Source organism: Pseudomonas sp. GNP012 (assembly GCF_054343835.1).
Genome location: NZ_JBTGUU010000001.1, coordinates 1,509,309 through 1,533,016, shown reverse-complemented (window position 1 = coordinate 1,533,016; position 23,708 = coordinate 1,509,309). Strand labels below are relative to the sequence as shown.

The window sequence follows — 23,708 nt, the reverse complement described above, 5'->3', positions numbered from 1 at the left end:
GGAGCCGAACATGAAAATCAATCCCTACCTTATCTTCAACGGCGACTGCAAAGCCGCCTTCACGTTCTACGCGAAGTGCCTGCAAGGCCAGATCGAAGCCATGTTGACCTTTGGTGAAACCCCTGCCGGTGAACACTTCCCCAAGGATCTGCACAACCTGATTATCCATACCCGCCTGATCGTGGGCGATCAGGCGATCATGGGGTCGGACACCACACCGGATCGCCCCGTCGATAAAATGAGTGCCTGCTCGATTTCACTCAACGTCGACAGCATTGCCCAGGCCGAGCGGGTGTTCAATGCACTGGCGGACGGTGGCACTGTGCAAATGCCCCTGGAGACCACGTTCTGGGCGTCGCGCTTCGGCATGCTCGTCGACCGTTTTGGTGTGTCGTGGATGGTCAATTGCGAAAAGGATCAGTGAACGGCCTTTATCAATCGACAGAAATGAAGGCACAAGAAAGCCCAGCCTGAAACGGTTGGTCTTTCTGGCAACTCCCGGCCTGTCTGCTACCGTCAACTTGCCACATCGATAGCTGCGAACCAGAGGAGCAAACCCACTATGCCAGCCCATGACCTGTCCTGGCCCACCCGTTTCAAACTCTTGCTCCTGGAGCCTATGCCAACGGAGCGCTGTGGGCTCGCGACGTGACGACCATCGAGGGACGCAGACTCAAAGGCATCGTGATCAAGTACCGGTAGATTTCTCCCCGCGGAAGGCAGCGTCAACGGAGATTGAATTTGAATGACCTGGTGATCGCCCTCATCGTTTTCGCCTGCCTGTCCGCCAGCGCACTGCTGGGTTCGTACGTGAGGGAGCGGTTACCGAGCCATCATCTGAGCGATGACTCCGTAGCGGTGTTGAAGCTGGCCACCGGCCTCATCGCAACGATGTCGGCGCTGGTCCTCGGCCTGCTCGTTTCCTCAGCCAAAAACACCTTCGATACGGCCAATGCCGAGCTGGAGGGCGCGGCGGCGAAAGTGATTCAATTCGACCGCTTGCTGGCCCGCTATGGCCCCGATACCCAGAGCATCCGTACCGAGCTCAAGCACAACTACGCCGAAATCACCCAAGTGCTCGCGACCCGCGATCGCCGTCAGATTGCAAAACTCGACAGCCCCGAAGTGATCCGTCGTTCCGAAGGCCTGCAACGCCAGGTTGAGTCACTGACGCCTGGCAACGATGATCAGCGCTCACTCAAAGCCAAGGCATTGCAAGACATGGACGCCGTGTTTGCCGCCCGCTGGCTGACCCTGTTGCAGTCCAATCAATCGATTCCACCGGTGATGCTGGTGATTCTGGTGACGTGGCTGGGGATTATCTTCGGCTCGTTCGGGCTGTTTGCACCACGCAACGGGACCATTGTCGTCGTCTTGCTGATGTGTGCCCTGTCGACGGGAGCAACCATCTTGCTGGTGGAGGAACTCAATCGACCGCTTGATGGTTTTATCTGTGTGTCGCTGCAAGCGCTGGAGCACACACTGGAGCGGTTGGGGCAGTAGTTTGAATTTCCTGCGGACAAAAACAAAACCCCAACTGCTTTCGCAATTGGGGTTTCGGAATTTAATCTTGACGATGACCTACTCTCACATGGGGAAACCCCACACTACCATCGGCGATGCATCGTTTCACTTCTGAGTTCGGGATGGGATCAGGTGGTTCCAACGCTCTATGGTCGTCAAGAAATTCGGGTACCGAGTCGTGACCAGTTGGCCTCGCTTCAGCAAATTGGGTATGTGACAGCTAGGTGTTTTGTGAGTCTTTCGAACTTTCGGTTCGTTTCGTCTTCACACACCGCAATCTGGTCTCTTTCGTCTTTTCAACTAGGAGCATCAAATTGCTTGGGTGTTATATGGTCAAGCCTCACGGGCAATTAGTATTGGTTAGCTCAACGCCTCACAGCGCTTACACACCCAACCTATCAACGTCGTAGTCTTCGACGGCCCTTCAGGGAACTCAAGGTTCCAGTGAGATCTCATCTTGAGGCAAGTTTCCCGCTTAGATGCTTTCAGCGGTTATCTTTTCCGAACATAGCTACCCGGCAATGCCACTGGCGTGACAACCGGAACACCAGAGGTTCGTCCACTCCGGTCCTCTCGTACTAGGAGCAGCCCCTCTCAAATCTCAAACGTCCACGGCAGATAGGGACCGAACTGTCTCACGACGTTCTAAACCCAGCTCGCGTACCACTTTAAATGGCGAACAGCCATACCCTTGGGACCGGCTTCAGCCCCAGGATGTGATGAGCCGACATCGAGGTGCCAAACACCGCCGTCGATATGAACTCTTGGGCGGTATCAGCCTGTTATCCCCGGAGTACCTTTTATCCGTTGAGCGATGGCCCTTCCATACAGAACCACCGGATCACTAAGACCTACTTTCGTACCTGCTCGACGTGTCTGTCTCGCAGTCAAGCGCGCTTTTGCCTTTATACTCTACGACCGATTTCCGACCGGTCTGAGCGCACCTTCGTACTCCTCCGTTACTCTTTAGGAGGAGACCGCCCCAGTCAAACTACCCACCATACACTGTCCTCGATCCGGATAACGGACCTGAGTTAGAACCTCAAAGTTGCCAGGGTGGTATTTCAAGGATGGCTCCACGCGAACTGGCGTCCACGCTTCAAAGCCTCCCACCTATCCTACACAAGCAAATTCAAAGTCCAGTGCAAAGCTATAGTAAAGGTTCACGGGGTCTTTCCGTCTAGCCGCGGATACACTGCATCTTCACAGCGATTTCAATTTCACTGAGTCTCGGGTGGAGACAGCGCCGCCATCGTTACGCCATTCGTGCAGGTCGGAACTTACCCGACAAGGAATTTCGCTACCTTAGGACCGTTATAGTTACGGCCGCCGTTTACCGGGGCTTCGATCAAGAGCTTCGCGTTAGCTAACCCCATCAATTAACCTTCCGGCACCGGGCAGGCGTCACACCCTATACGTCCACTTTCGTGTTTGCAGAGTGCTGTGTTTTTAATAAACAGTCGCAGCGGCCTGGTATCTTCGACCGGCGTGGGCTTACGGAGCAAGTCCTTCACCCTCACCGGCGCACCTTCTCCCGAAGTTACGGTGCCATTTTGCCTAGTTCCTTCACCCGAGTTCTCTCAAGCGCCTTGGTATTCTCTACCCAACCACCTGTGTCGGTTTGGGGTACGGTTCCTGGTTATCTGAAGCTTAGAAGCTTTTCTTGGAAGCATGGCATCAACCACTTCGTCACCTAAAAGGTAACTCGTCATCAGCTCTCGGCCTTAGAATCCCGGATTTACCTAAGATTCCAGCCTACCACCTTAAACTTGGACAACCAACGCCAAGCTGGCCTAGCCTTCTCCGTCCCTCCATCGCAATAACCAGAAGTACAGGAATATTAACCTGTTTTCCATCGACTACGCTTTTCAGCCTCGCCTTAGGGACCGACTAACCCTGCGTCGATTAACGTTGCGCAGGAAACCTTGGTCTTTCGGCGTGGGTGTTTTTCACACCCATTGTCGTTACTCATGTCAGCATTCGCACTTCTGATACCTCCAGCAAGCTTCTCAACTCACCTTCACAGGCTTACAGAACGCTCCTCTACCGCATCACCCGAAGGTGATACCCGTAGCTTCGGTGTATGGTTTGAGCCCCGTTACATCTTCCGCGCAGGCCGACTCGACTAGTGAGCTATTACGCTTTCTTTAAAGGGTGGCTGCTTCTAAGCCAACCTCCTAGCTGTCTAAGCCTTCCCACATCGTTTCCCACTTAACCATAACTTTGGGACCTTAGCTGACGGTCTGGGTTGTTTCCCTTTTCACGACGGACGTTAGCACCCGCCGTGTGTCTCCCATGCTCGGCACTTGTAGGTATTCGGAGTTTGCATCGGTTTGGTAAGTCGGGATGACCCCCTAGCCGAAACAGTGCTCTACCCCCTACAGTGATACATGAGGCGCTACCTAAATAGCTTTCGAGGAGAACCAGCTATCTCCGAGCTTGATTAGCCTTTCACTCCGATCCACAGGTCATCCGCTAACTTTTCAACGGTAGTCGGTTCGGTCCTCCAGTCAGTGTTACCTAACCTTCAACCTGCCCATGGATAGATCGCCCGGTTTCGGGTCTATTCCCAGCGACTAGACGCCCTATTAAGACTCGCTTTCGCTACGCCTCCCCTATTCGGTTAAGCTCGCCACTGAAAATAAGTCGCTGACCCATTATACAAAAGGTACGCAGTCACCCAACAAAGTGGGCTCCCACTGCTTGTACGCATACGGTTTCAGGATCTATTTCACTCCCCTCTCCGGGGTTCTTTTCGCCTTTCCCTCACGGTACTAGTTCACTATCGGTCAGTCAGTAGTATTTAGCCTTGGAGGATGGTCCCCCCATATTCAGACAAAGTTTCTCGTGCTCCGTCCTACTCGATTTCATTGATAAGAGATTTTCGCGTACAGGGCTATCACCCACTATGGCCGCACTTTCCAGAGCGTTCCGCTAATCTCAAATCAACTTAAGGGCTAGTCCCCGTTCGCTCGCCACTACTAAGGGAATCTCGGTTGATTTCTTTTCCTCAGGGTACTTAGATGTTTCAGTTCCCCTGGTTCGCCTCTTGCACCTATGTATTCAGTACAAGATAACCATCTTATGATGGCTGGGTTCCCCCATTCAGACATCTCCGGATCAAAGTCTGTTTGCCGACTCCCCGAAGCTTTTCGCAGGCTACCACGTCTTTCATCGCCTCTGACTGCCAAGGCATCCACCGTATGCGCTTCTTCACTTGACCATATAACCCCAAGCAATCTGGTTATACTGTGAAGACGACATTCGCCGAAAATTCGAATTTCTCAACTAAGAGAACTCACAAATTTTACCTTAGCCTGATCCGTTACCAGTGAAAGTAACGTTCAGTCTATCTTTCTATCACATACCCAAATTTTTAAAGAACGATCTAATCAAAAGACTAGAAATCAATATTCATTGCAGAATATTCATTTCTAAACTCTCAAACTTTCGAAGCAGTTAATGGTGGAGCCAAACGGGATCGAACCGTTGACCTCCTGCGTGCAAGGCAGGCGCTCTCCCAGCTGAGCTATGGCCCCATACAAAATTGGTGGGTCTGGGCAGATTCGAACTGCCGACCTCACCCTTATCAGGGGTGCGCTCTAACCAACTGAGCTACAGACCCAATTTCGAGCGCGTAACTGTTAGCGTTGAGCTATCAGCTTGGAGCTTAAAGCTGCTTCTATCGTCTTCTTCAATGAATCAAGCAATTCGTGTGGGAACTTATGGAGCAGCTGAGTCGTCGATTAAGGAGGTGATCCAGCCGCAGGTTCCCCTACGGCTACCTTGTTACGACTTCACCCCAGTCATGAATCACACCGTGGTAACCGTCCTCCCGAAGGTTAGACTAGCTACTTCTGGTGCAACCCACTCCCATGGTGTGACGGGCGGTGTGTACAAGGCCCGGGAACGTATTCACCGCGACATTCTGATTCGCGATTACTAGCGATTCCGACTTCACGCAGTCGAGTTGCAGACTGCGATCCGGACTACGATCGGTTTTGTGGGATTAGCTCCACCTCGCGGCTTGGCAACCCTCTGTACCGACCATTGTAGCACGTGTGTAGCCCAGGCCGTAAGGGCCATGATGACTTGACGTCATCCCCACCTTCCTCCGGTTTGTCACCGGCAGTCTCCTTAGAGTGCCCACCATAACGTGCTGGTAACTAAGGACAAGGGTTGCGCTCGTTACGGGACTTAACCCAACATCTCACGACACGAGCTGACGACAGCCATGCAGCACCTGTCTCAATGTTCCCGAAGGCACCAATCCATCTCTGGAAAGTTCATTGGATGTCAAGGCCTGGTAAGGTTCTTCGCGTTGCTTCGAATTAAACCACATGCTCCACCGCTTGTGCGGGCCCCCGTCAATTCATTTGAGTTTTAACCTTGCGGCCGTACTCCCCAGGCGGTCAACTTAATGCGTTAGCTGCGCCACTAAGAGCTCAAGGCTCCCAACGGCTAGTTGACATCGTTTACGGCGTGGACTACCAGGGTATCTAATCCTGTTTGCTCCCCACGCTTTCGCACCTCAGTGTCAGTATCAGTCCAGGTGGTCGCCTTCGCCACTGGTGTTCCTTCCTATATCTACGCATTTCACCGCTACACAGGAAATTCCACCACCCTCTACCATACTCTAGCCTGTCAGTTTTGAATGCAGTTCCCAGGTTGAGCCCGGGGCTTTCACATCCAACTTAACAAACCACCTACGCGCGCTTTACGCCCAGTAATTCCGATTAACGCTTGCACCCTCTGTATTACCGCGGCTGCTGGCACAGAGTTAGCCGGTGCTTATTCTGTCGGTAACGTCAAAACACTAACGTATTAGGTTAATGCCCTTCCTCCCAACTTAAAGTGCTTTACAATCCGAAGACCTTCTTCACACACGCGGCATGGCTGGATCAGGCTTTCGCCCATTGTCCAATATTCCCCACTGCTGCCTCCCGTAGGAGTCTGGACCGTGTCTCAGTTCCAGTGTGACTGATCATCCTCTCAGACCAGTTACGGATCGTCGCCTTGGTGAGCCATTACCTCACCAACTAGCTAATCCGACCTAGGCTCATCTGATAGCGCAAGGCCCGAAGGTCCCCTGCTTTCTCCCGTAGGACGTATGCGGTATTAGCGTTCCTTTCGAAACGTTGTCCCCCACTACCAGGCAGATTCCTAGGCATTACTCACCCGTCCGCCGCTGAATCAGAGAGCAAGCTCTCTTCATCCGCTCGACTTGCATGTGTTAGGCCTGCCGCCAGCGTTCAATCTGAGCCATGATCAAACTCTTCAGTTCAAACATCTTTGGGTTTTGAGAAAACCCTAAACTTGGCTCAGCAATCGTTGGTTACATCTTTGATTTCTCGCGGAGTAACTTGTGATGCTGATAATCTGTTGACTAGCAGTCTGACTCCACAAGCACCCACACGAATTGCTTGATTCAGTTGTTAAAGAGCGGTTGGTTAAGATCTTTCGTCTCAACCGAGGCGCGCATTCTACAGCAGCCTCATTTGCTGTCAAGTGATTTTTTTTCAGAAGTTTTCAAGGAATCCTCAACAACTTCAACCACTTGCGCCTTCGACCTCTCGTCAGCGGGAGGCGAATTCTACAGCGTTACCCGCTGCTGTCAACACCTCTTTTTCAACTTCCTTTATGCTTCGATGAACTGAAGCAACCCGCTGCCGAAAACTGCGTAACTCTTTGTTTACCAAGGAGTTTTCCGTTTCGACTGCGCCGGAAGTGGGGCGAATTATAGACATCTGAAATCTGCCGTCAAGCACTGATTCAGGTTTCCTATCAATAACTTACAGAAGGCGCTAAAACGCCTCGAAGGAAGCCTGAAAGGAGTGGAAAAATGCGCCCTCTATATAGAAGAGCTTCCTCAACGCCAGCCGCTGCCCAGGTCATGGCCGAATAGCGAGTCCACCGCACACGGAAGATTGTGATGGCCGCCAAAAAACAAAAAAGCACCCAAGGTGCTTTTTTGTCAGCGCTTTCAGCTGAATAACGTCGCCACCCCGGCCCGCGCCGTATGTAGCTTCTTATAGCTGTCGATCAGACGAAGGTGCCTGTCGAGGCCTTCCAGCTTCATGCTCGTCGGTGTCAGACCGTAGAAACGTACGCTGCCATCGACCGACCCTATCGCTGCGTCCATTCGCTCGTCACCGAACATCCGGCGGAAGTTGACCTCGTAGTCACTCAGTTCCAGATCATCGTCCAGCTGCATTTCCAGCACGACGTTCACCGCTTGATAAAACAGGCCGCGCTCGACAGTGTTGTCGTTGTACTGCAAGAAGGCTTCCACCAGATCCTTGGCCTGATCAAACTTCTGCAAGGCGAGATAAATCAGCAGCCTCAGCTCCAGGATCGTCAACTTGCCCCAGGGCGTGTTGTCGTCGAATTCGATGCCGATCAAGGTGGTGATGTCGGTGTAATCATCCAGCTCGCTGCTTTCCAGCCCCTGGGCCAGCGATCGCAGGCCGACTTTGCTCAGGCTGTGCAGATTCAGGATGTCGGCGCGGAACTGCAGCGCCTTGTTGGTGTTATCCCAGATCAAATCTTCCACCGGATAAATTTCCGAGTAATCCGGCACCAGAATGCGGCAGGCCTTGGCGCCGATATGCTCATAGACCGCCATGTACACTTCTTTGCCCATGTCTTCGAGAATGCCGAACAGGGTCGCGGCCTCTTCGGCATTGGAGTTTTCGCCTTGACCGGAGAAATCCCACTCAACGAATTCGAAGTCCGGCCTGGCACTGAAGAAGCGCCACGAGACCACACCGCTGGAGTCGATAAAGTGCTCGACGAAATTGTTCGGCTCAGTCACCGCCTGCCCTTCGAAGGTCGGCTGCGGCAGATCATTCAGGCCTTCAAAACTGCGGCCCTGCAGCAGTTCCGTCAAGCTGCGTTCCAGCGCCACTTCCAGGCTTGGGTGCGCGCCGAACGAGGCAAATACGCCACCGGTACGCGGATTCATCAAGGTGACGCACATCACCGGGAACTCCCCGCCCAGCGACGCATCCTTGACCAGCACCGGGAAGCCCTGCTCTTCCAGGGCCTGGATACCGGCCAGGATGCCCGGGTATTTCGCCAGTACTTCCTGCGGCACATCCGGCAGGGCCATTTCGCCTTCGAGGATTTCGCGTTTGACCGCGCGCTCGAAGATCTCCGACAGGCACTGCACCTGGGCTTCGGCCAGCGTGTTGCCGGCGCTCATGCCATTGCTCAGGAACAGGTTTTCGATCAGGTTGGACGGGAAGTACACCACCTCATTGTCCGACTGACGCACAAACGGTAGCGAACAAATGCCGCGCTGGGTGTTGCCGGAGTTGGTGTCGTACAGATGCGAACCACGCAACTCGCCATCCCGGTCGTAAACCTTCAGGCAGTACTCGTCGAGGATTTCAGTCGGCAGTTCGTCCTTCGGGCCCGGCTTGAACCAGCGCTCGTCCGGGTAATGCACAAACGCTGCGTTGGCGATGTCCTCCCCCCAGAACTGATCGTTATAGAAGAAGTTGCAGTTGAGCCGCTCGATAAACTCGCCCAGCGCCGATGCCAGCGCGCCTTCCTTGGTCGCGCCTTTGCCATTGGTAAAACACATCGGCGAGTGCGCATCGCGAATGTGCAGCGACCATACATTGGGAACGATATTGCGCCACGAAGCGATTTCAATCTTCATGCCCAGGTCGGCCAGGATGCCCGACATGTTGGCGATGGTTTGCTCCAGCGGCAGGTCCTTGCCCACAATGTAAGTGCCCGCCTCGGAGGTCGAGTGCGGCATCAGCAGCGCCTGGGCATCGGCGTCGAGGTTTTCGACCTCTTCAATCACGAACTCGGGCCCGGTTTGCACCACCTTCTTTACCGTGCAGCGGTCAATGGAGCGCAAGATCCCCTGGCGGTCCTTGGCGGAGATGTCTGCCGGCAATTCGACCTGAATCTTGAAAATCTGGTTGTAGCGGTTTTCCGGGTCAACGATGTTGTTCTGCGACAGGCGGATATTTTCGGTGGGGATATTGCGAGTCTCGCAATACAACTTCACGAAGTACGCCGCACACAACGCCGACGAAGCCAGGAAATAATCGAACGGCCCCGGCGCCGAGCCATCACCCTTGTAGCGAATGGGTTGATCGGCGATCACCGTGAAGTCGTCGAACTTGGCCTCAAGTCGAAGGTTGTCGAGAAAGTTGACCTTGATTTCCATGTGCGATTACCAGAATAACGAGCTAAACGATTTGGCCGCCATTATCCGGTTTTTCAGCGCAGACCGTTAACTTTCCACTATTTATCGATCAACGCGACACCACGCTCCTCCAGCAAGCGCACAAACATCGTGAGGCTCTGCGACACCGTCCCCCTTCGCCACACCAGCCAGGTGCGCAGATAGCGGAACGACTCCGACAACGGCCAGACGCTGACCGTCGTACACCCCGGCATGCTTTCGAGCATGCTGCGTGGCATCAGCGCCAGGCCGGCCCCGGCGCTGACGCAGGCCAGCATGCCGTGATAGGACTCCATTTCGAAAATCTTGCCGGGCACCGCCGCGCCATTGGCAAACCAGCTTTCGAAATGATGGCGATAGGAGCAGTTGGAGCGGAAGGCATAGATGTTTTCGCCATTCACATCCTTGGCCTGATGAATCGGCTCATGATTGAGCGGTGCGATCAGGACCATCTCCTCCTCGAATGCCGGTACGCCTTCCAGCGCCGGATGCAACACCGGCCCATCGACAAATGCCGCGGCCAGCCGCCCCGACAGCACCCCGTCGATCATGGTCCCGGAGGGACCGGTGGACAGGTCCAGTTCGACCTTCGCGTGTTTCTGGTTATAGGCAGCCAATAGCTCTGGAATTCGTACCGCTGCAGTGCTTTCCAGTGACCCCAAGGCGAAGGCGCCTTGCGGTTCTTCACCCGCTACGGTGGCCCGCGCCTCTTGAACCAGGTCGAGAATACGTCGAGCGTAATCCAGGAAGCTCCAGCCGGCCGGCGACAAGCGCAGGCGACTCTTCTCACGGATGAACAGATCCACACCCAGGTCCTGCTCGAGCTGCTTGATTCGGGTGGTGAGATTCGATGGAACCCGGTGAATATGCTGGGCGGCAACGCTGATGCTGCCGTGCTCGGCGACAGCCTTGAAAATTTCGAGCTGAACCAGATCCAAGTCATTCTCCAAACGTGAACGTTATGCTCAGTATTATTCAGTTTCCATAAAACATATACCCCCATAACCTGAGCACATTCCTACCCAGCAGGACGGTGCCATGACCCACGTATCCAGCCTTACCCATGCCATTTCGATCAACCCGACCACGGGCGAGCAGATCGGCCAGTACCCTTTCGAATCCGATTCGGCATTACAGGCCGCGCTGGCGCGGGCCACTACCGGGTTTCGCACCTGGCGCGGCAAACCGGTAGAGCAACGCGCGCAGCTGTTGATCAACCTCGGCCAGGCCTTGCGCAACAATGCAGAGGCCATGGCCAGCATGATCACCCTGGAAATGGGTAAGCCGATTGCTCAGGCCCGTGGCGAAATTGAAAAATGCGCACAGCTCTGCGAGTGGTACGCCGAACAGGGTCCCGCCATGCTCAGCGCAGAACCGACCCCGGTTGAAGGCGGCAAGGCACGCATTGAATATCGCCCGCTCGGCCCGATACTCGCTGTGATGCCGTGGAACTTCCCCATCTGGCAAGTGCTGCGCGGCGCGGTCCCCACCCTGCTCGCCGGCAATACCTTCGTGCTCAAGCACGCGCCCAACGTCATGGGCAGCGCCTACCTGCTGCTGGAAGCCTTCAAGCAGGCGGATTTTCCTGAAGGTGTCTTCGAGGTCATCAACGTCACCCCGGATGGTGTATCCAAGGCAATCGCCGATCCACGCATCGCGGCTGTCACCCTCACCGGTAGCGTGCGTGCAGGCATGGCCATCGGTGCTCAGGCCGGAGCCGCGCTGAAGAAATGCGTATTGGAACTGGGCGGCTCCGACCCGTTTATCGTGCTCGACGACGCGGACCTCGATGAGGCGGTCAAAGCCGCCGTAATCGGGCGCTATCAAAACACCGGACAAGTCTGCGCCGCTGCCAAACGCCTGATTGTCGAGCAAGGCATTGCAGAGGAATTTACCCGCAAGTTCGTCGAGGCCACCCAACGACTGGTCGTCGGTGATCCACTCGCCTCCACCACTTACATCGGCCCGATGGCGCGCTTCGATCTGCGCGACGAACTGGACCAACAGGTGCGCGACACACTGGAAGAAGGCGCGACCTTGCTGCTGGGTGGAAAGAAGGTCGAAGGCACCGGCAACTACTACGAACCCACTGTACTGGGCGACGTGACCGATCAGATGACATCCTTCAGACAGGAGTTGTTTGGTCCCGTGGCTTCAATCATCACGGCCCGCGACGCCGCCCATGCGCTGGCGCTGGCCAATGACAGCGAGTTCGGCCTCACCGCCACTATTTATACGCGCAATGGCGAACTCGCCCGGCAGATGGCTGGCGAACTTGAAACCGGCGGAGTGTTCATCAACGGCTATAGCGCCAGCGATCCGCGTGTCAGTTTTGGTGGCGTGAAGAAGAGTGGCTTTGGCCGGGAACTTTCGCACTTCGGAGTGCGCGAATTCTGCAATGCACAGACGGTTTGGCTGGATCGGCGTTAAGGGCAATGCAGTGCTTTGAACTGGCTCAATCTGGCTCAACGAACGCAGCGCAGCAGTCAGCCTGACATCGCGATCCTCAGCGCCACTGCTGCTTCAAGCAGCTTGTTCGCCTGGGTCGAGACAGCTGCAGCCATTTCTTCATCCCCTGCTTCTCTGAGCGTTGCAGCCAGATCGAGCAGCTTCCCCACCTCGGCCTCGATAGTGCGGACGGATTCGCCTATTTGGTATTTAAGTGAATGAGCCATCTCGATCAGACCTCGGACCGGATTAAAGACAAATCCCACCTGGGCGAATACTCAAGCCATTCAGTGGCGCTTCACTGACCGCCATTCGATTGCCCCAAAACCATTGTGGAGTACTGAGCAGAGAGTATCGAAAGTTTTGATGTCGTGTCGTGCTCCAGCAGCACTTGGCCCAACGGTGACGCCACGGTATTTCGCATTCAGCTGTCACGCCTTCGTCATACCTATCAAGCACAATACGGTCAGCCAAAGGGATTTGGCCCATCTACAGAAAGCCCGGCCCAGCGCCGGGCTTTTTACTTTCTGGCCCATGTTCCCCAAGCCGGACGACTGATTCAGAGCGCAGGGTGGTTCGCTGGCTCAGCGCGGCTCTTTACACACCAGCCTAATGAGCAGCAAAACCAACAACACATTCAATACGGCCAGCGAGCTCAGGCCCGCAAGCACACCGCCAGCGCCCCAGGCCTGCAACAGGTAACCGCCCGCGAGCGGGGTCAAGGCTTGTCCAATGAGCGAAGGCCGAGCCATGCGCCCCATCAGCAACACATAATGGGTAGGCGACATGAGGGCCAGTGGAAGCAGGCCTCGAACGATCGCCCGCAAACCATTACCCGCGCCGTAGATCACCAGCCCCAGAGCGGTCATTGCCGGCGCGATAGTCACAAACAGCAGACCGATGGCCACGAACACCACGGAGATCAACGTCGTCCAGATCGGGTGACGCTTTCGTGAAAACACTTGTAGAACACGTGAACCGACCTGGCTCGGCCCCAGTAAAGCGCTCAGCCCGATGGCGGTTGCAAGCGAGTACCCCTGCCCCTGCAACAGTGAAATCAGCTGGACCGACATCGCCGTCATGATCACTGCACCCAACGCGAAAATCAGTGTGAGCAACAGGTAGATCCGCCGATCGATCAAGAGACTTTCATCACTCACTGCCTGGCTTTTTGTGAGTGCTCCCGCGCCCCGCGCCAGCACCCAGAGATATAGCGGTGCCACGGCAACGACCAATAACACCCCATAAGCCACGCACGTCGCGCGCCAGCCAAGGTGTTCGATGACCAGCGCAACCGCGGGCCATGACAGTGTTGTCGCAAACCCTGAAATGAGCGTAATCCCGGTAATCGCACTGCCCGCGCGCTCTCCATAGAGAGAACCTAAAGCGGCGAAAAGCGCTTCATACAGCCCCAGCGCCATACCGACGCCAATCACTGCCCACGACAAAAGAAACATCGGCAACGAGGTCGAACTGGCCATCAGAAACAACCCAATGGCGACGCCCAGGCCGCTACTGGCCAGGATGGGGCGGCCGCCGTACCGGGCGATAAGCCGGCTAGTCAACGGTGCCAGCATCGCGGAAACCAGGATGCTCAGGGACAGTGCGCCATACACCCATTGGCTGGCCCAGCCGGTCTCTTTCATGATCGGATCGGCCATGACGGCCATCAGGAAGAACGAACCTCCCCAGACCAGAACTTGCAGCATCCCCAAAATGAAGATGCCGAATACGCCAGGCAGTCGCGTTTGTTGGTTCAAGACAATGTCATCAGTAATCAGAAAAAAGCGGAAGTCGTGAGCAACCGCGCAACTGCGGATAATTGGGCGATTTGCACGGGGACGGGGCACTCGCAGCTAACAGATTCGCCGTTGACTCAAAGCATGTGTCCAGCCCAGATTTTGCGATTGACCAGATCGGCGGCAATTTCGATGAAGGCATCCCCGACAAATTTGGCGGCCGGACTGACACGCCTGTCGGCCGGGAAAACCTGAACAAGCTTGCGCATGGGAACGGGGTCGACCAAGGGGGCCGCACTGAGCACGCCTGCTTCGATTTGCGCGTAAATCGATGCCAAAGGCAAAGCGGTCAAACCGAAGCCATTACGGACCAGGTCGATCATGGCGCCGAAGGAGTCGGCTTCAACGCTGGTCTTGAGCTTGATCCCGACTTGACGCGCACAATCATCCAGAATCACGCGAAGGCTATGTCGAGCGCTTGGCAATACCAATTGCTGCTCAGCCAATGACTCGAACGACACCGGCGTATCAAGACGCAGGTTGGCGCTGGCGGGACCCACCAGCAGCAGATTTTCCATCATCACCGGCACGATACGCAGCGTATGCAGGGGTTGGGGATCGTAAGAAATCGCCAGCTCCAGTTCGCCACGCTGAACCCAATCGAGCAGATAGCCGCTGAAGGCCGAGGAAAACCTGACGGCGAGATTCGGATGCGCCTCCTTGATCTTGCGTACCAACGGAACGGTGATGATTTGCGCGACCGTCGGCGTCGTGCCGATGACGACCGTTCCCCGAAAAGACGACTTTGCGCCCACGACAGAACTTCTAATGGACTCCATTTCCTCCATGATTCGGGTGGCATGTGCCAGCACTTCACGGCCGGCATCGGTGATCTCCATGCCTCGCCCATGTCGGTCAAACAGGTAGGTGCCAAGCTCCTTTTCCAACAATCGAATTTGCCGGCTAAGTGCCGGTTGCGCGATGTGAAGACGATCCGAGGCCTTGCTGAGACTGCCCAGTTCGGCAACATGAATCAGGGTTTTGAGTTGAACGACATCCATTACCAGGCCAGTCAGCATCGGGCTCGACGCGTTATGCGGCGAAAGTGCTCTGAGTGTAATCGCATTTGTGCACCTTGGAATGACCCGCAACCCCCGTGTCGTGCGGCCCCGGGACTTTCAAGCCGGCTGTAACCCCCGGCCCGCCGGGGCTGTACGCCAAGCTATATAATTCAGGTATATCAGTTAGGCCTGCCTGACGGCTTATTACCCTCCCGACTCTGCGGTAGCGTGCAATCAACGTCGACGCCACAGAGCGCTCGACTCACTACAAGAATAAGATTCGAGGGTTCGCGCCATGATGTTCAATGCTTCGTCTCACCCGTCCGATTTCCCCGGGTCACTACCGCTCGCCACGCTCGTGCCTCCACCCTCCCCCTTCTCTACGGAAAACCGGCCGTGAGCGGGTTCACGCCTTTTCGTTAAACCCAAAACCCAACGAGTCAGTCTCGGACGCGCATCAGCGCGCTCCTCGTCTCTCCTCGCCTTGAAAAAAGGGTGAATCACATGTCCGCATCAATCCCAGACGCCAAAGACCACTCAGCCGAAACCGCTGCGATGAGAGCGCCGAACCGCGTCAAAGCCATCATGGGTGCCTGCTCGGGCAATCTGGTGGAGTGGTACGACTTTTTCATTTACGCCTATACCGCCATCTACTTTGCCGCTTCGTTTTTCCCCAAAGGCGACACCACCAGCCAGCTACTGGCGACCGCGGGCGTCTTCGCCGTCGGTTTTTTCATGCGCCCGCTCGGTGGCTGGATTTTCGGCTGGATCGCTGACACTCGTGGTCGCAAGGTCTCTATGATTATTTCGGTATTCATGATGTGCGCCGGCTCGCTGCTGATCGCCGTCATGCCGACCTACGCAACCATCGGCGTCGCGGCGCCGATCCTGCTGGTGGTTGCCAGGCTGATTCAGGGCCTGTCGGTCGGTGCGGAATACGGCACCGGCGCCACCTACATCAGCGAAATCGCGACACCGGGCCGCCGCTGCTTCTATGGCTCATTTCAGTACTTCACCATCATTGCCGGTCAGTTACTGGCCTTGATGACCGTAGTCATTCTTCAACAAACCCTGACCGGCGAAGAGTTGCGCGAGTGGGGCTGGAGGATTCCGTTCTTCATCGGCGCGCTGAGCTCGATCGTGGTGGTGTATCTGCGGCGCGCCATGCATGAAACCGCCAACAAGAAAGACATGAGTCGCAAGGATGCCGGCTCTCTGCGCGGCATGTTCAAACACAAACGCGCAGTTGCCCTGGTGGTGGCGTTCACCATCGGCGGTTCGCTGTATTTCTATACCTTCACTACCTACATGCAGAAGTTCCTGGTGATCTCCGCCGGTTTCAATCCGGAAACGGTCAGCTTCATCATGACGGCGGCCCTGATCGGCTTCATGCTTTGCCAACCGTTGTTCGGCTTGCTCGCCGACCGCATCGGTATCAAGGCGCACATGCTGATGTTTTCCGGGCTGGCCATGTTGCTGGTGATCCCCCTGCTCTACTCGCTACAGTCGGTCAGCAACCCGTTCATGGCATTCGTGCTGGTGTTTGGCGGCCTGGCCATTGCGTCGCTCTATACGCCGATTGCCGGGATCGTCAAAGCCGAACTGTTCCCGCCTGCCGTACGTGCATTGGGGGTTGGATTTCCCTATGCGGTGGGTAATGCCGCATTTGGCGGCACTGCCGAATACGTGGCCTTGTCGCTTCGCTCACAGGGCATCGAGGCGTATTTCTTCTTCTACGTAGCGGCGGTCGTGAGCATCACCTTCATTGCCGCGATGCTGATGCCAAACCTGTCGCGTTACGGCTATATCAGTGGCTCAGGCGAGATTGAAGAACGTACCGGCCTGAAGGGATGTGTAAAGCCGCATGCTGCGCGAGTCTGATTGACGGAGCATCCCCAGACGACCTTCAAGGGCCCATGATTTGTCATGGGCCCTTTTTTCATCATCGTATGGAAGGTGCAGGTGCTACCGGCGTTACAGATTCGGGGAAGCTGTTGCCGACCTTTTCTCGACGGGGCCATGCCTGCAAATCAAGATCAAGATCCGTGAACTGGCTGGAGTCGAAGATCGGCGTCTTGATGCCGGCCTTGCGCTGCCGGTCATAGTCACGCAGCAGGCGCATGCCGACATTGAACAACAGCGCCAGGGCGATCAGATTGACGAAGGCCAACAGCGTCATGGTGATATCGGCAAAGGCGAAGACCGTACCCAGGTTTTGCACGGTGCCCCAAAGGATCAACAGCAACACCAAGCCCCGATAGGCCATCACCGCCGCGCGATTATCACCCAATAGAAAGCGCAGGTTGTTTTCGCCCAGATAGTAGTTGTAGAGGATCGACGTGAAGACAAACAGCGCCAACGCCACGCTGATGAACGTGCGCCCCCAGTCCCCGACCACAGCTGCCAGTGCGTTCTGTGTCAGTACCAGGCCGTCGCCTTCGAAGCCTGGCGTGTAAAAACCCGACAACAGGATCAGCAGCGCCGTGCAGGTACAGATCACAAAGGTATCCAGGAAGACGCTGAACGCTTGAACCACCCCTTGGGCCGCCGGGTGATCGACTTTCGCCACGGCGGCTACGTTGGGCGCACTGCCCAGGCCCGCCTCATTGGCAAACACCCCGCGCTTGACGCCCATGACGATGGCACTGCCAACCAGACCGGCGAACGCTTGGTCCAGGCCAAAGGCACTTTTGAAAATGGTCACCAACATGCCGGGCACATGATCAAACTGAAGCACGATCACATAAACGGTCACGCCAATGTAAGCCAGTGTCTTGACCGGTACCAACAGGTCCGAAACGGCAGCGATGCGCTTGATGCCCCCCATGAATACCAGGCCGAGCAATACGGCAATCGCAATGCCGGAGTAAGTCGTAGAGAAGCCGAACGCATTGTTCAGCGAGTGAGTCACGGCATGGGACTGCAACCCGTTGAAGGCAAAACCGAAAGTCACCAGCAGCAACACGGCCATGACCTTGCCCAGCCACGCCTGTTTCAGTCCGTACTGGATGTAATACGACGGCCCACCCCGGAACTGTCCCTTGGCGTCGCATCGTTTGTACAACTGCCCCAGGCTGCACTCAAAGAAGCTGGTGGACATGCCTACCAGCGCGGTCACCCACATCCAGAACACCGCACCGGGCCCGCCCAACGTCACGGCCAACCCGACCCCGGCGATATTGCCCGCCCCTACGCGACCCGCCAGGCTAAGCATCAAGGCCTGGAACGAGCTGATCTGACCGGCGCTCTTCTGCACGCTATCGCGAAAGGCTCCGAACATGTGCAGGAAATGGCGAAACTGGACAAAGCGTGAACGAATCGTGAAATAGCCACCCAGGCCTACGATGAGCACGATCAGAAGCTTTCCGGAAAGAAAGCCGTTTATGACTTCGAGCATGATTTGCACCTCTTGTTGTTATGGATTACAGGCATGCACGCGCTCTCACACATCGCCGTGGCAGGCATGTGGGATGAAGCGCGTTGAATAGCAAGCGCGAGCCCCCCTGTCAGGCTCGCGCGATACATCGGGGAGCACTCGGGGCGATCGGACTTACCCGGTTCGACTGCCGGTCTGGAAATCGGCGATCTGTTTCCACATCGCAATGGGGTTGGAGTACATGGGGAAGTGGCCGCAGGCCGGAATTGGCGCCAAACGCACGCCTCGGGCCTCGATGTGCGAAAGGTAGGACAGTGAAGCGTTCTGCTCGCCGTACATGAACATTCGCGGGCACTTCAAGCCGAGAAACTTGCTCATCAGGTCGGCGTTATCGGAAAGGTCGACCATCGACTCGAATATCCCCCGCACGGCCCCGGCACGCACCTTGTGCCTGAGACTCGCCGAATAGAGTGCGCTGGCGTATGCCGGGGCCTGCCGGGCACGCTCGATGAAAGCCGTGAAGAATTTTTCTGGATCATCGCTTGGAAAATCGACGATCTGCCGGCTGAGAAAACAGTCTTCCGGGGCAATATTGCCCTCTATATCGACGAAACTGATTACCCGTTCCGGGAACTGATGGGCCAGCATCAGCGCAGTCAGTCCGCCCATGGAGTGGCCGACCAGATGGAAGCGCTCGATACCGAAATGCTCCAGCATCTGTAATGCGGTCTGCAGCAGAAAAGGAATAGAAATACTGGAAAGGTCGCTGCACTGGCTCTCACCGCAGCCCGGTGCGTCGTAGGCGAGGAAGGGATGCCCGGCGAATTCCGCGTGCTGCACGATGTCGGCGTAGTCCTCTTTGGTGGAACCAAAACCATGCAGAAACACGATCGGCGTCAGGTTGCCATCTCGATGAATGGCGGCGACGTTCAGCTGGACGCCCTCGACGGTCAACGGGACCTGCGTATGAGTGAACGTTTCGGATGCGGTCACGTAAATGACTCCTTGGACGATAAGTCTGCCGCCGAAACAGGTCATCGGCGACAGGCCCAATTTCAGCCGGTTGGAGTCTTATGTAAATTCCTAATTGTGGAAGGTTTCCATACGCCAAACCTATCGTTGATCGCCCACTCGCCGCCCTCGCCCGTCTCAGGCCTTTTTCCGCAATCGGGCAATGACTTCGGCTATGAGCGGATTGGGCCGATCCGCATTCCAGGCCACCGCCGTCGTCACCACGTTGAGCTTCTGACTCAATGATCGAAAGACCACGTTATCCGGTGCCATTTTTTTCAAGGATGCCGGTACCAGGGCGATGCCCTGCCCATAGCTGACAAAGGCGATTTGCGAAGCGACAGAACGCACTTCGTGCAGCACGCGAGGGGAAAATCCGCTGGCTCGGCAGGTTGCAATCAAGTTGTCGAAATACACCGGGCTGACCTTTCGCGAAAACATCACCAAAGGTTCGTTGGCCAGGCTGGACAAACTGATACGCGTGCGCGCAGCCAATGGGTGGTCACTGGGCAACGCCACTACCAGGCGATCTTCCAGCAATGGCAGTGACTGGATCGAGGCGCCCAGATCACCGTCCAGGCGGGCGAAGGCCAGGTCGATATCACCGGCTTCCAGCGCCGGAACGGCCTCTACGCTGTCGATTTCCCGCACGGATACGGTCAGGTTCGGGTAATCGACCTTCATCTGTTCGATCAGACCGGGCAGTACGTCGAACATGGCTGTGGAGATGGCGCCGATGGTCAACATCCCCGACTGTCCCGCTACCGCCTCCTCAACCGCCAGTTCCAGGCGCTCGAGTTGCTCGGCGAATTTACGCACCGCCGGCAGAATCGCCGCCCCCACGGGGGTCAGTTTCGCCCCGCGTCGCGAGCGCTCGAACAGTTGGACCTTGAGTGCCTGCTCCAGCACCTGAATCTGTTCGCTCAGGGGAGGCTGAGACATGCCAAGCCGCTTGGCTGCACGGCCGAAATTCTGCTCTTCGGCGACGGCCAGGAACAGCCAGAGGTGACGGATCAGACGGAAATTGATCATGATTTTTCCATAGGTTTAGCGTATCTAACGCTTCTGTGATTAGTAATATACCTATCAAATCGCCTCGTCGACACTGGTCGCCTCCGTCATCGCAGGGGCTACCCCATGAACAAAAAGAGTGTGCTCGATCGCTTGGCGGCGCTGGATACCAACACGGTATCCGACGCCCTAGACTTCCTCGGCCTGGCCGGTGCCACCGTGGGGCTACGCCCACTGTGGAACTGCCCGAAGATCGTCGGTCGCGCCAGCACCGTGTTGCTGGCGCCAAAAACCGACAGCGCACCCACCGTGCATCTGATCACCCCGGTAGTGGAGCAGATCGACAGCAACGACCGCGTGCTGGTGATCGCCGGCGGTATCGAGGGCATTTCCTGCTGGGGCGACATTCTTGCCAACGCCGCGGCCGGCAAACAGGTGCGCGGCACCGTCATCGACGGCTTCAGCCGCGACATCGATGGCAGCGAGTCGATTGGCTATCCGGTCTATGGCCGTGGCGTCACCATGATCAGCGCGCGCAATCGGGTAGTGCAGATCGATGCCGCCGTGACGATCAATGTGGCGGGTGTCGACGTCAGCGAAGACGACTATGTCATCGCCGATCGCTGCGGAACGGTGTTCGTGCCCCACGCGTACATCGAGAAGGTCGTCGATCTTGGCGAGCGTATTACCCGTCGCCAGGACGGCATGGTGGAAGCTGTTCGCAGCGGCCGCTCAGTGGCCGAAGTGATGCATGACACCCAATTCGAAGCTATCCAGGTGGAGCGTTCCTGATGAATCCTGAAGACCAAGCACTTGTGGCCCTGTTTGAAGGCCTGGACACCCCTGGCGTCTCCGATGCCCTGGACAAACTCGGCCTGCCAGGCCAATGCCTGGGCGTGGCACCGCTGGACAACTACTGCAAGGTCATCGTCGGACCGGCGTTCACCGTGCAGTACGTTTCGGCCAGCGTGCCGCCAGGGACCGTGGGCGATTTCATCGAAGACGTGCTCCCCGGTGACGTCGTGGTGATCGACAACAGTGGCCGCACCGACTGCACGGTATGGGGCGACATCATGACCCAGTACGCCGGCAGCCGGCAGATCGCCGCAACGGTCATCGACGGTGTATGCCGTGACGTGAACAAGGCGCTGGGTGACGGCTATCCGATCTTCAGCAAAGGCCGGTTCATGCGCACCGGCAAGGACCGCGTGCAGGTTCAATCCGTCAATCAGCCAGTGTCCGTCGGCACGGCCCGGGTGTGTGCCCGTGACATCGTGGTAGCCGACGCCAACGGCGTGGTGATTGTGCCTCGCGCCCGGGCAGCTGAGGTGGCCGCGTGCGCCCGCCAGATCGAGTCGGTCGAAGCCGATATCCGGGCCCTGATCGCTCAAGGAAAAACCCTCAAGGAAGCCCGGACCGCACTGGGTTACCACAGCCTGCAGAGGAAAGTCTGATGACCACGCTCCCCCTCCCGTTGAATTTCCACGAACGAGCAAAAGTCCTGGGCAGTTCGACGCTGTATGAAGCATCCCATCTGCCCTGTGCAGTCGACAGCGCGATCCGTCCCGTCTGGGACGGTGCTTTCATTGCCGCGCCGGCCTACCCGCTGGAATGCTCGCCGGGTGACAACCTGGCGTTGCACCTGGCCATGGAACGCGTGCCTCGCGGCAGCGTGCTGGTGGTGGGTACCGGAGGTTTCATCGCCGGTTACTGGGGCGAAGTGCTCACTGTGGCCGCCGAAGCGGCGGGTGTTGTCGGTTTGGTCATAGACGGCGGCGTTCGTGACATCGCCGCCCTGAAAAAACGCCACTTTCCGGTGTTTGCCCGAGGTATCTCGGTCAAAGGCACCGTAAAGGTCAGCGCTCCCTCGGTCGGGCAGGCATTCAATTTCAACGGTGCACACGTCTCGCCCGGTGATCTGGTAGTGGCGGACGATGATGGTGTGATCATCATTCCCAAGGAAGATGCGGCCCGTACCCTCGCTGAAGGTGAAGCCCGCGCAAGCAAGGAAGCACAGATGATGCAGGCGCTGACCGAAGGTCGTTCGACGCTCGAACTGATGAACCTGACAGCGTGGAGGACCCGGGCATGACCGCCGATATCCAACGACTCAATCAACGCCTGGCCAGTGCACAGCCGTCGGCGACCTATCGGATAATCGATCGGGTGGCTGAACGCCGGGCGCAAGGTGCGAAGATCATTTCGCTGTGCGCCGGCGAGCCAGACTTCGATACGCCCGGACATGTACGTGAAGCGGCTATTGAGGCCATCGAGAACGGGCACACGCGCTACACCCAGGTCGCCGGTGTACGCTCACTGCGAGAAGCGGTGGCCACCAAGTTCCGTCGCGAAAACGGCCTGGACGTCACCTGGCAAGACACCCTCGTCTGCAACGGTGGCAAGCAGGTGATCTACAACGCCCTGGCCGCGACCCTCAACGAGGGGGATCAAGTCATCATCCCGGCACCCTACTGGGTCAGTTATCCGGAGATGGTTCAGCTGTGCGGTGGCGAAGCCCGGATCGTGACCTGCGAGGCCAATACCGGCTTCAAATTGACGGCCGCGGCGCTGGCCGAGGCGATCACACCCCGGACGCGCTGGCTGATCCTCAACTCGCCGTCCAATCCGACCGGTGCGGTGTACAGCCGAGAGGAACTTCAAGCCCTGGCTGAAGTGCTATTGGCCAATCCTCACGTGTTGATTCTGGCCGATGACATCTACGAACACCTGATCTTCGACGATCAAGCGTTCCATACCCTCGCCCAGGTTGAACCACGGCTCGCCACGCGAACCCTGACCATGAACGGTGTTTCCAAGGCCTATGCCATGACTGGCTGGCGCATCGGTTTTGCCACCGGGCCACGCTGGCTGCTGGAAGCCATGGAAAAACTGCAAGGTCAGCAGACCTCAGGTGCAAGCTCGATCTCGCAACAGGCCGCACTCGCCGCGCTGGAGGGGCCCAAGGACTTCATCCGCGAAAGCCGTGCCGCGTTCCAGGGCCGTCGCGATTTGATGGTGGAGCTTTTGAACGCCACACCTGGTCTTGAATGCGTCAGCCCAGCCGGGGCGTTTTACGCGTTCGCCTCCTGCGCGGGGCTGATCGGTCGTGCCTCCGCGGGCGGTCGAGCGCTACTCACCGATGAAGATGTCGCCCACGCATTGCTTGACGAAGCGAATGTGGCGGTGGTGCATGGCAGCGCCTTTGGCCTTGGCCCCTACATTCGCATCGCCTACGCCCTGGATGACGCTTCATTGCGCAAGGCCTGCGAGGCCATCAGCACGTTCTGTAGCGCCCTGCGTTAACCCAAGTGTGTTTGAACGAACCCGGCCAT

At 56.9% G+C, this 23,708-nt stretch carries 16 protein-coding genes, 2 tRNA genes and 3 rRNA genes; 8 read left to right on the top strand and 13 right to left on the bottom strand.

Features of this window, described 5'->3' with window-relative positions:
- Window positions 1–10: 10 nt before the first annotated feature.
- Both ACXX83_RS06865 and ACXX83_RS06860 read left to right on the top strand, forming a co-directional pair.
- On the top strand, window positions 11–424 hold the full coding sequence (locus ACXX83_RS06865; protein ID WP_217837834.1) for a VOC family protein: 414 nt from the start codon (window positions 11–13) through the stop codon (window positions 422–424).
- Window positions 425–741: 317 nt separating this feature from the next.
- Entirely contained in the window at window positions 742–1,503 is a 762-nt protein-coding gene (locus ACXX83_RS06860; protein ID WP_217837833.1) for a bestrophin-like domain, read from the top strand.
- A 65-nt stretch (window positions 1,504–1,568) separates the two neighbouring features.
- Here ACXX83_RS06860 and rrf read toward each other — a convergent pair.
- From rrf to ptrR, 7 genes are all read right to left on the bottom strand, one after another.
- Window positions 1,569–1,684 (bottom strand): 5S ribosomal RNA (gene rrf, locus ACXX83_RS06855).
- A 169-nt stretch (window positions 1,685–1,853) separates the two neighbouring features.
- Window positions 1,854–4,747 (bottom strand): 23S ribosomal RNA (locus tag ACXX83_RS06850).
- A 240-nt stretch (window positions 4,748–4,987) separates the two neighbouring features.
- A tRNA-Ala gene (locus tag ACXX83_RS06845) sits at window positions 4,988–5,063 on the bottom strand.
- Window positions 5,064–5,072: 9 nt separating this feature from the next.
- Window positions 5,073–5,149, bottom strand: a tRNA-Ile gene (locus tag ACXX83_RS06840).
- Window positions 5,150–5,271: 122 nt separating this feature from the next.
- Window positions 5,272–6,808: ribosomal RNA gene (locus tag ACXX83_RS06835) — 16S ribosomal RNA — on the bottom strand.
- The 16S, 23S and 5S rRNA genes sit together here with 2 tRNA genes alongside, the layout of an rRNA operon.
- Before the next feature lie 699 nt (window positions 6,809–7,507).
- Window positions 7,508–9,712 carry an OsmC domain/YcaO domain-containing protein gene (locus ACXX83_RS06830; protein ID WP_126050621.1) on the bottom strand — a complete coding sequence of 735 codons (2,205 nt, stop codon included), beginning with the start codon at window positions 9,710–9,712 and terminating at the stop codon, window positions 7,508–7,510.
- A 77-nt stretch (window positions 9,713–9,789) separates the two neighbouring features.
- Window positions 9,790–10,668: a putrescine utilization regulator PtrR gene (gene ptrR, locus ACXX83_RS06825; protein ID WP_458547928.1), complete on the bottom strand. Its 879-nt coding sequence runs from the start codon at window positions 10,666–10,668 to the stop codon at window positions 9,790–9,792.
- Window positions 10,669–10,768: 100 nt separating this feature from the next.
- Here ptrR and ACXX83_RS06820 point away from each other — a divergent pair, with 100 nt between their 5' ends.
- Window positions 10,769–12,160 carry an aldehyde dehydrogenase family protein gene (locus tag ACXX83_RS06820; RefSeq protein ID WP_458547927.1) on the top strand — a complete coding sequence of 464 codons (1,392 nt, stop codon included), beginning with the start codon at window positions 10,769–10,771 and terminating at the stop codon, window positions 12,158–12,160.
- 56 nt (window positions 12,161–12,216) lie between these two features.
- Here the strand turns inward: ACXX83_RS06820 and ACXX83_RS06815 are convergent, their stop codons facing one another.
- The 3 genes from ACXX83_RS06815 to ACXX83_RS06805 form a co-directional block, all read right to left on the bottom strand.
- Window positions 12,217–12,405, bottom strand: coding sequence for a hypothetical protein (locus tag ACXX83_RS06815; protein ID WP_015095786.1), 189 nt, complete (start codon window positions 12,403–12,405; stop codon window positions 12,217–12,219).
- Between the two features lie 357 nt (window positions 12,406–12,762).
- Entirely contained in the window at window positions 12,763–13,887 is a 1,125-nt protein-coding gene (locus ACXX83_RS06810) for an MFS transporter (protein ID WP_458550164.1), read from the bottom strand.
- Window positions 13,888–14,054: 167 nt separating this feature from the next.
- Window positions 14,055–14,996 carry a LysR family transcriptional regulator gene (locus ACXX83_RS06805; RefSeq protein WP_218486438.1) on the bottom strand — a complete coding sequence of 314 codons (942 nt, stop codon included), beginning with the start codon at window positions 14,994–14,996 and terminating at the stop codon, window positions 14,055–14,057.
- Between the two features lie 486 nt (window positions 14,997–15,482).
- Between ACXX83_RS06805 and ACXX83_RS06800 the strand changes: the two genes are divergently transcribed.
- Window positions 15,483–16,859 carry an MFS family transporter gene (locus tag ACXX83_RS06800; RefSeq protein ID WP_407800372.1) on the top strand — a complete coding sequence of 459 codons (1,377 nt, stop codon included), beginning with the start codon at window positions 15,483–15,485 and terminating at the stop codon, window positions 16,857–16,859.
- Between the two features lie 61 nt (window positions 16,860–16,920).
- Here ACXX83_RS06800 and ACXX83_RS06795 read toward each other — a convergent pair whose 3' ends face one another.
- From ACXX83_RS06795 to ACXX83_RS06785, 3 genes are all read right to left on the bottom strand, one after another.
- A complete protein-coding gene (locus ACXX83_RS06795) occupies window positions 16,921–18,375 on the bottom strand; it encodes an alanine/glycine:cation symporter family protein (protein ID WP_458547926.1) in 1,455 nt (484 codons plus the stop codon).
- Between the two features lie 153 nt (window positions 18,376–18,528).
- The gene (locus ACXX83_RS06790) at window positions 18,529–19,347 is read right to left on the bottom strand and encodes an alpha/beta fold hydrolase (RefSeq protein WP_458547925.1); all 819 of its coding nucleotides are present in this window, start codon (window positions 19,345–19,347) and stop codon (window positions 18,529–18,531) included.
- A gap of 156 nt (window positions 19,348–19,503) precedes the next feature.
- Entirely contained in the window at window positions 19,504–20,397 is an 894-nt protein-coding gene (locus ACXX83_RS06785; protein WP_007980868.1) for a LysR family transcriptional regulator, read from the bottom strand.
- A 105-nt stretch (window positions 20,398–20,502) separates the two neighbouring features.
- Here ACXX83_RS06785 and ACXX83_RS06780 point away from each other — a divergent pair, with 105 nt between their 5' ends.
- The 4 genes from ACXX83_RS06780 to ACXX83_RS06765 are packed head-to-tail and all read left to right on the top strand — an operon-like array spanning window position 20,503 to window position 23,679.
- Entirely contained in the window at window positions 20,503–21,168 is a 666-nt protein-coding gene (locus ACXX83_RS06780) for an RraA family protein (RefSeq protein WP_458547924.1), read from the top strand.
- Window positions 21,168–21,830, top strand: coding sequence for an RraA family protein (locus ACXX83_RS06775; RefSeq protein ID WP_458547923.1), 663 nt, complete (start codon window positions 21,168–21,170; stop codon window positions 21,828–21,830). Before ACXX83_RS06780 ends, ACXX83_RS06775 begins: the two co-directional genes overlap by 1 nt.
- Window positions 21,830–22,468 carry an RraA family protein gene (locus tag ACXX83_RS06770; protein WP_126052986.1) on the top strand — a complete coding sequence of 213 codons (639 nt, stop codon included), beginning with the start codon at window positions 21,830–21,832 and terminating at the stop codon, window positions 22,466–22,468. The genes ACXX83_RS06775 and ACXX83_RS06770 overlap by 1 nt, the downstream gene beginning before the upstream one ends.
- Window positions 22,465–23,679 carry a pyridoxal phosphate-dependent aminotransferase gene (locus tag ACXX83_RS06765; RefSeq protein ID WP_458547921.1) on the top strand — a complete coding sequence of 405 codons (1,215 nt, stop codon included), beginning with the start codon at window positions 22,465–22,467 and terminating at the stop codon, window positions 23,677–23,679. Before ACXX83_RS06770 ends, ACXX83_RS06765 begins: the two co-directional genes overlap by 4 nt.
- Window positions 23,680–23,708 lie beyond the last annotated feature (29 nt).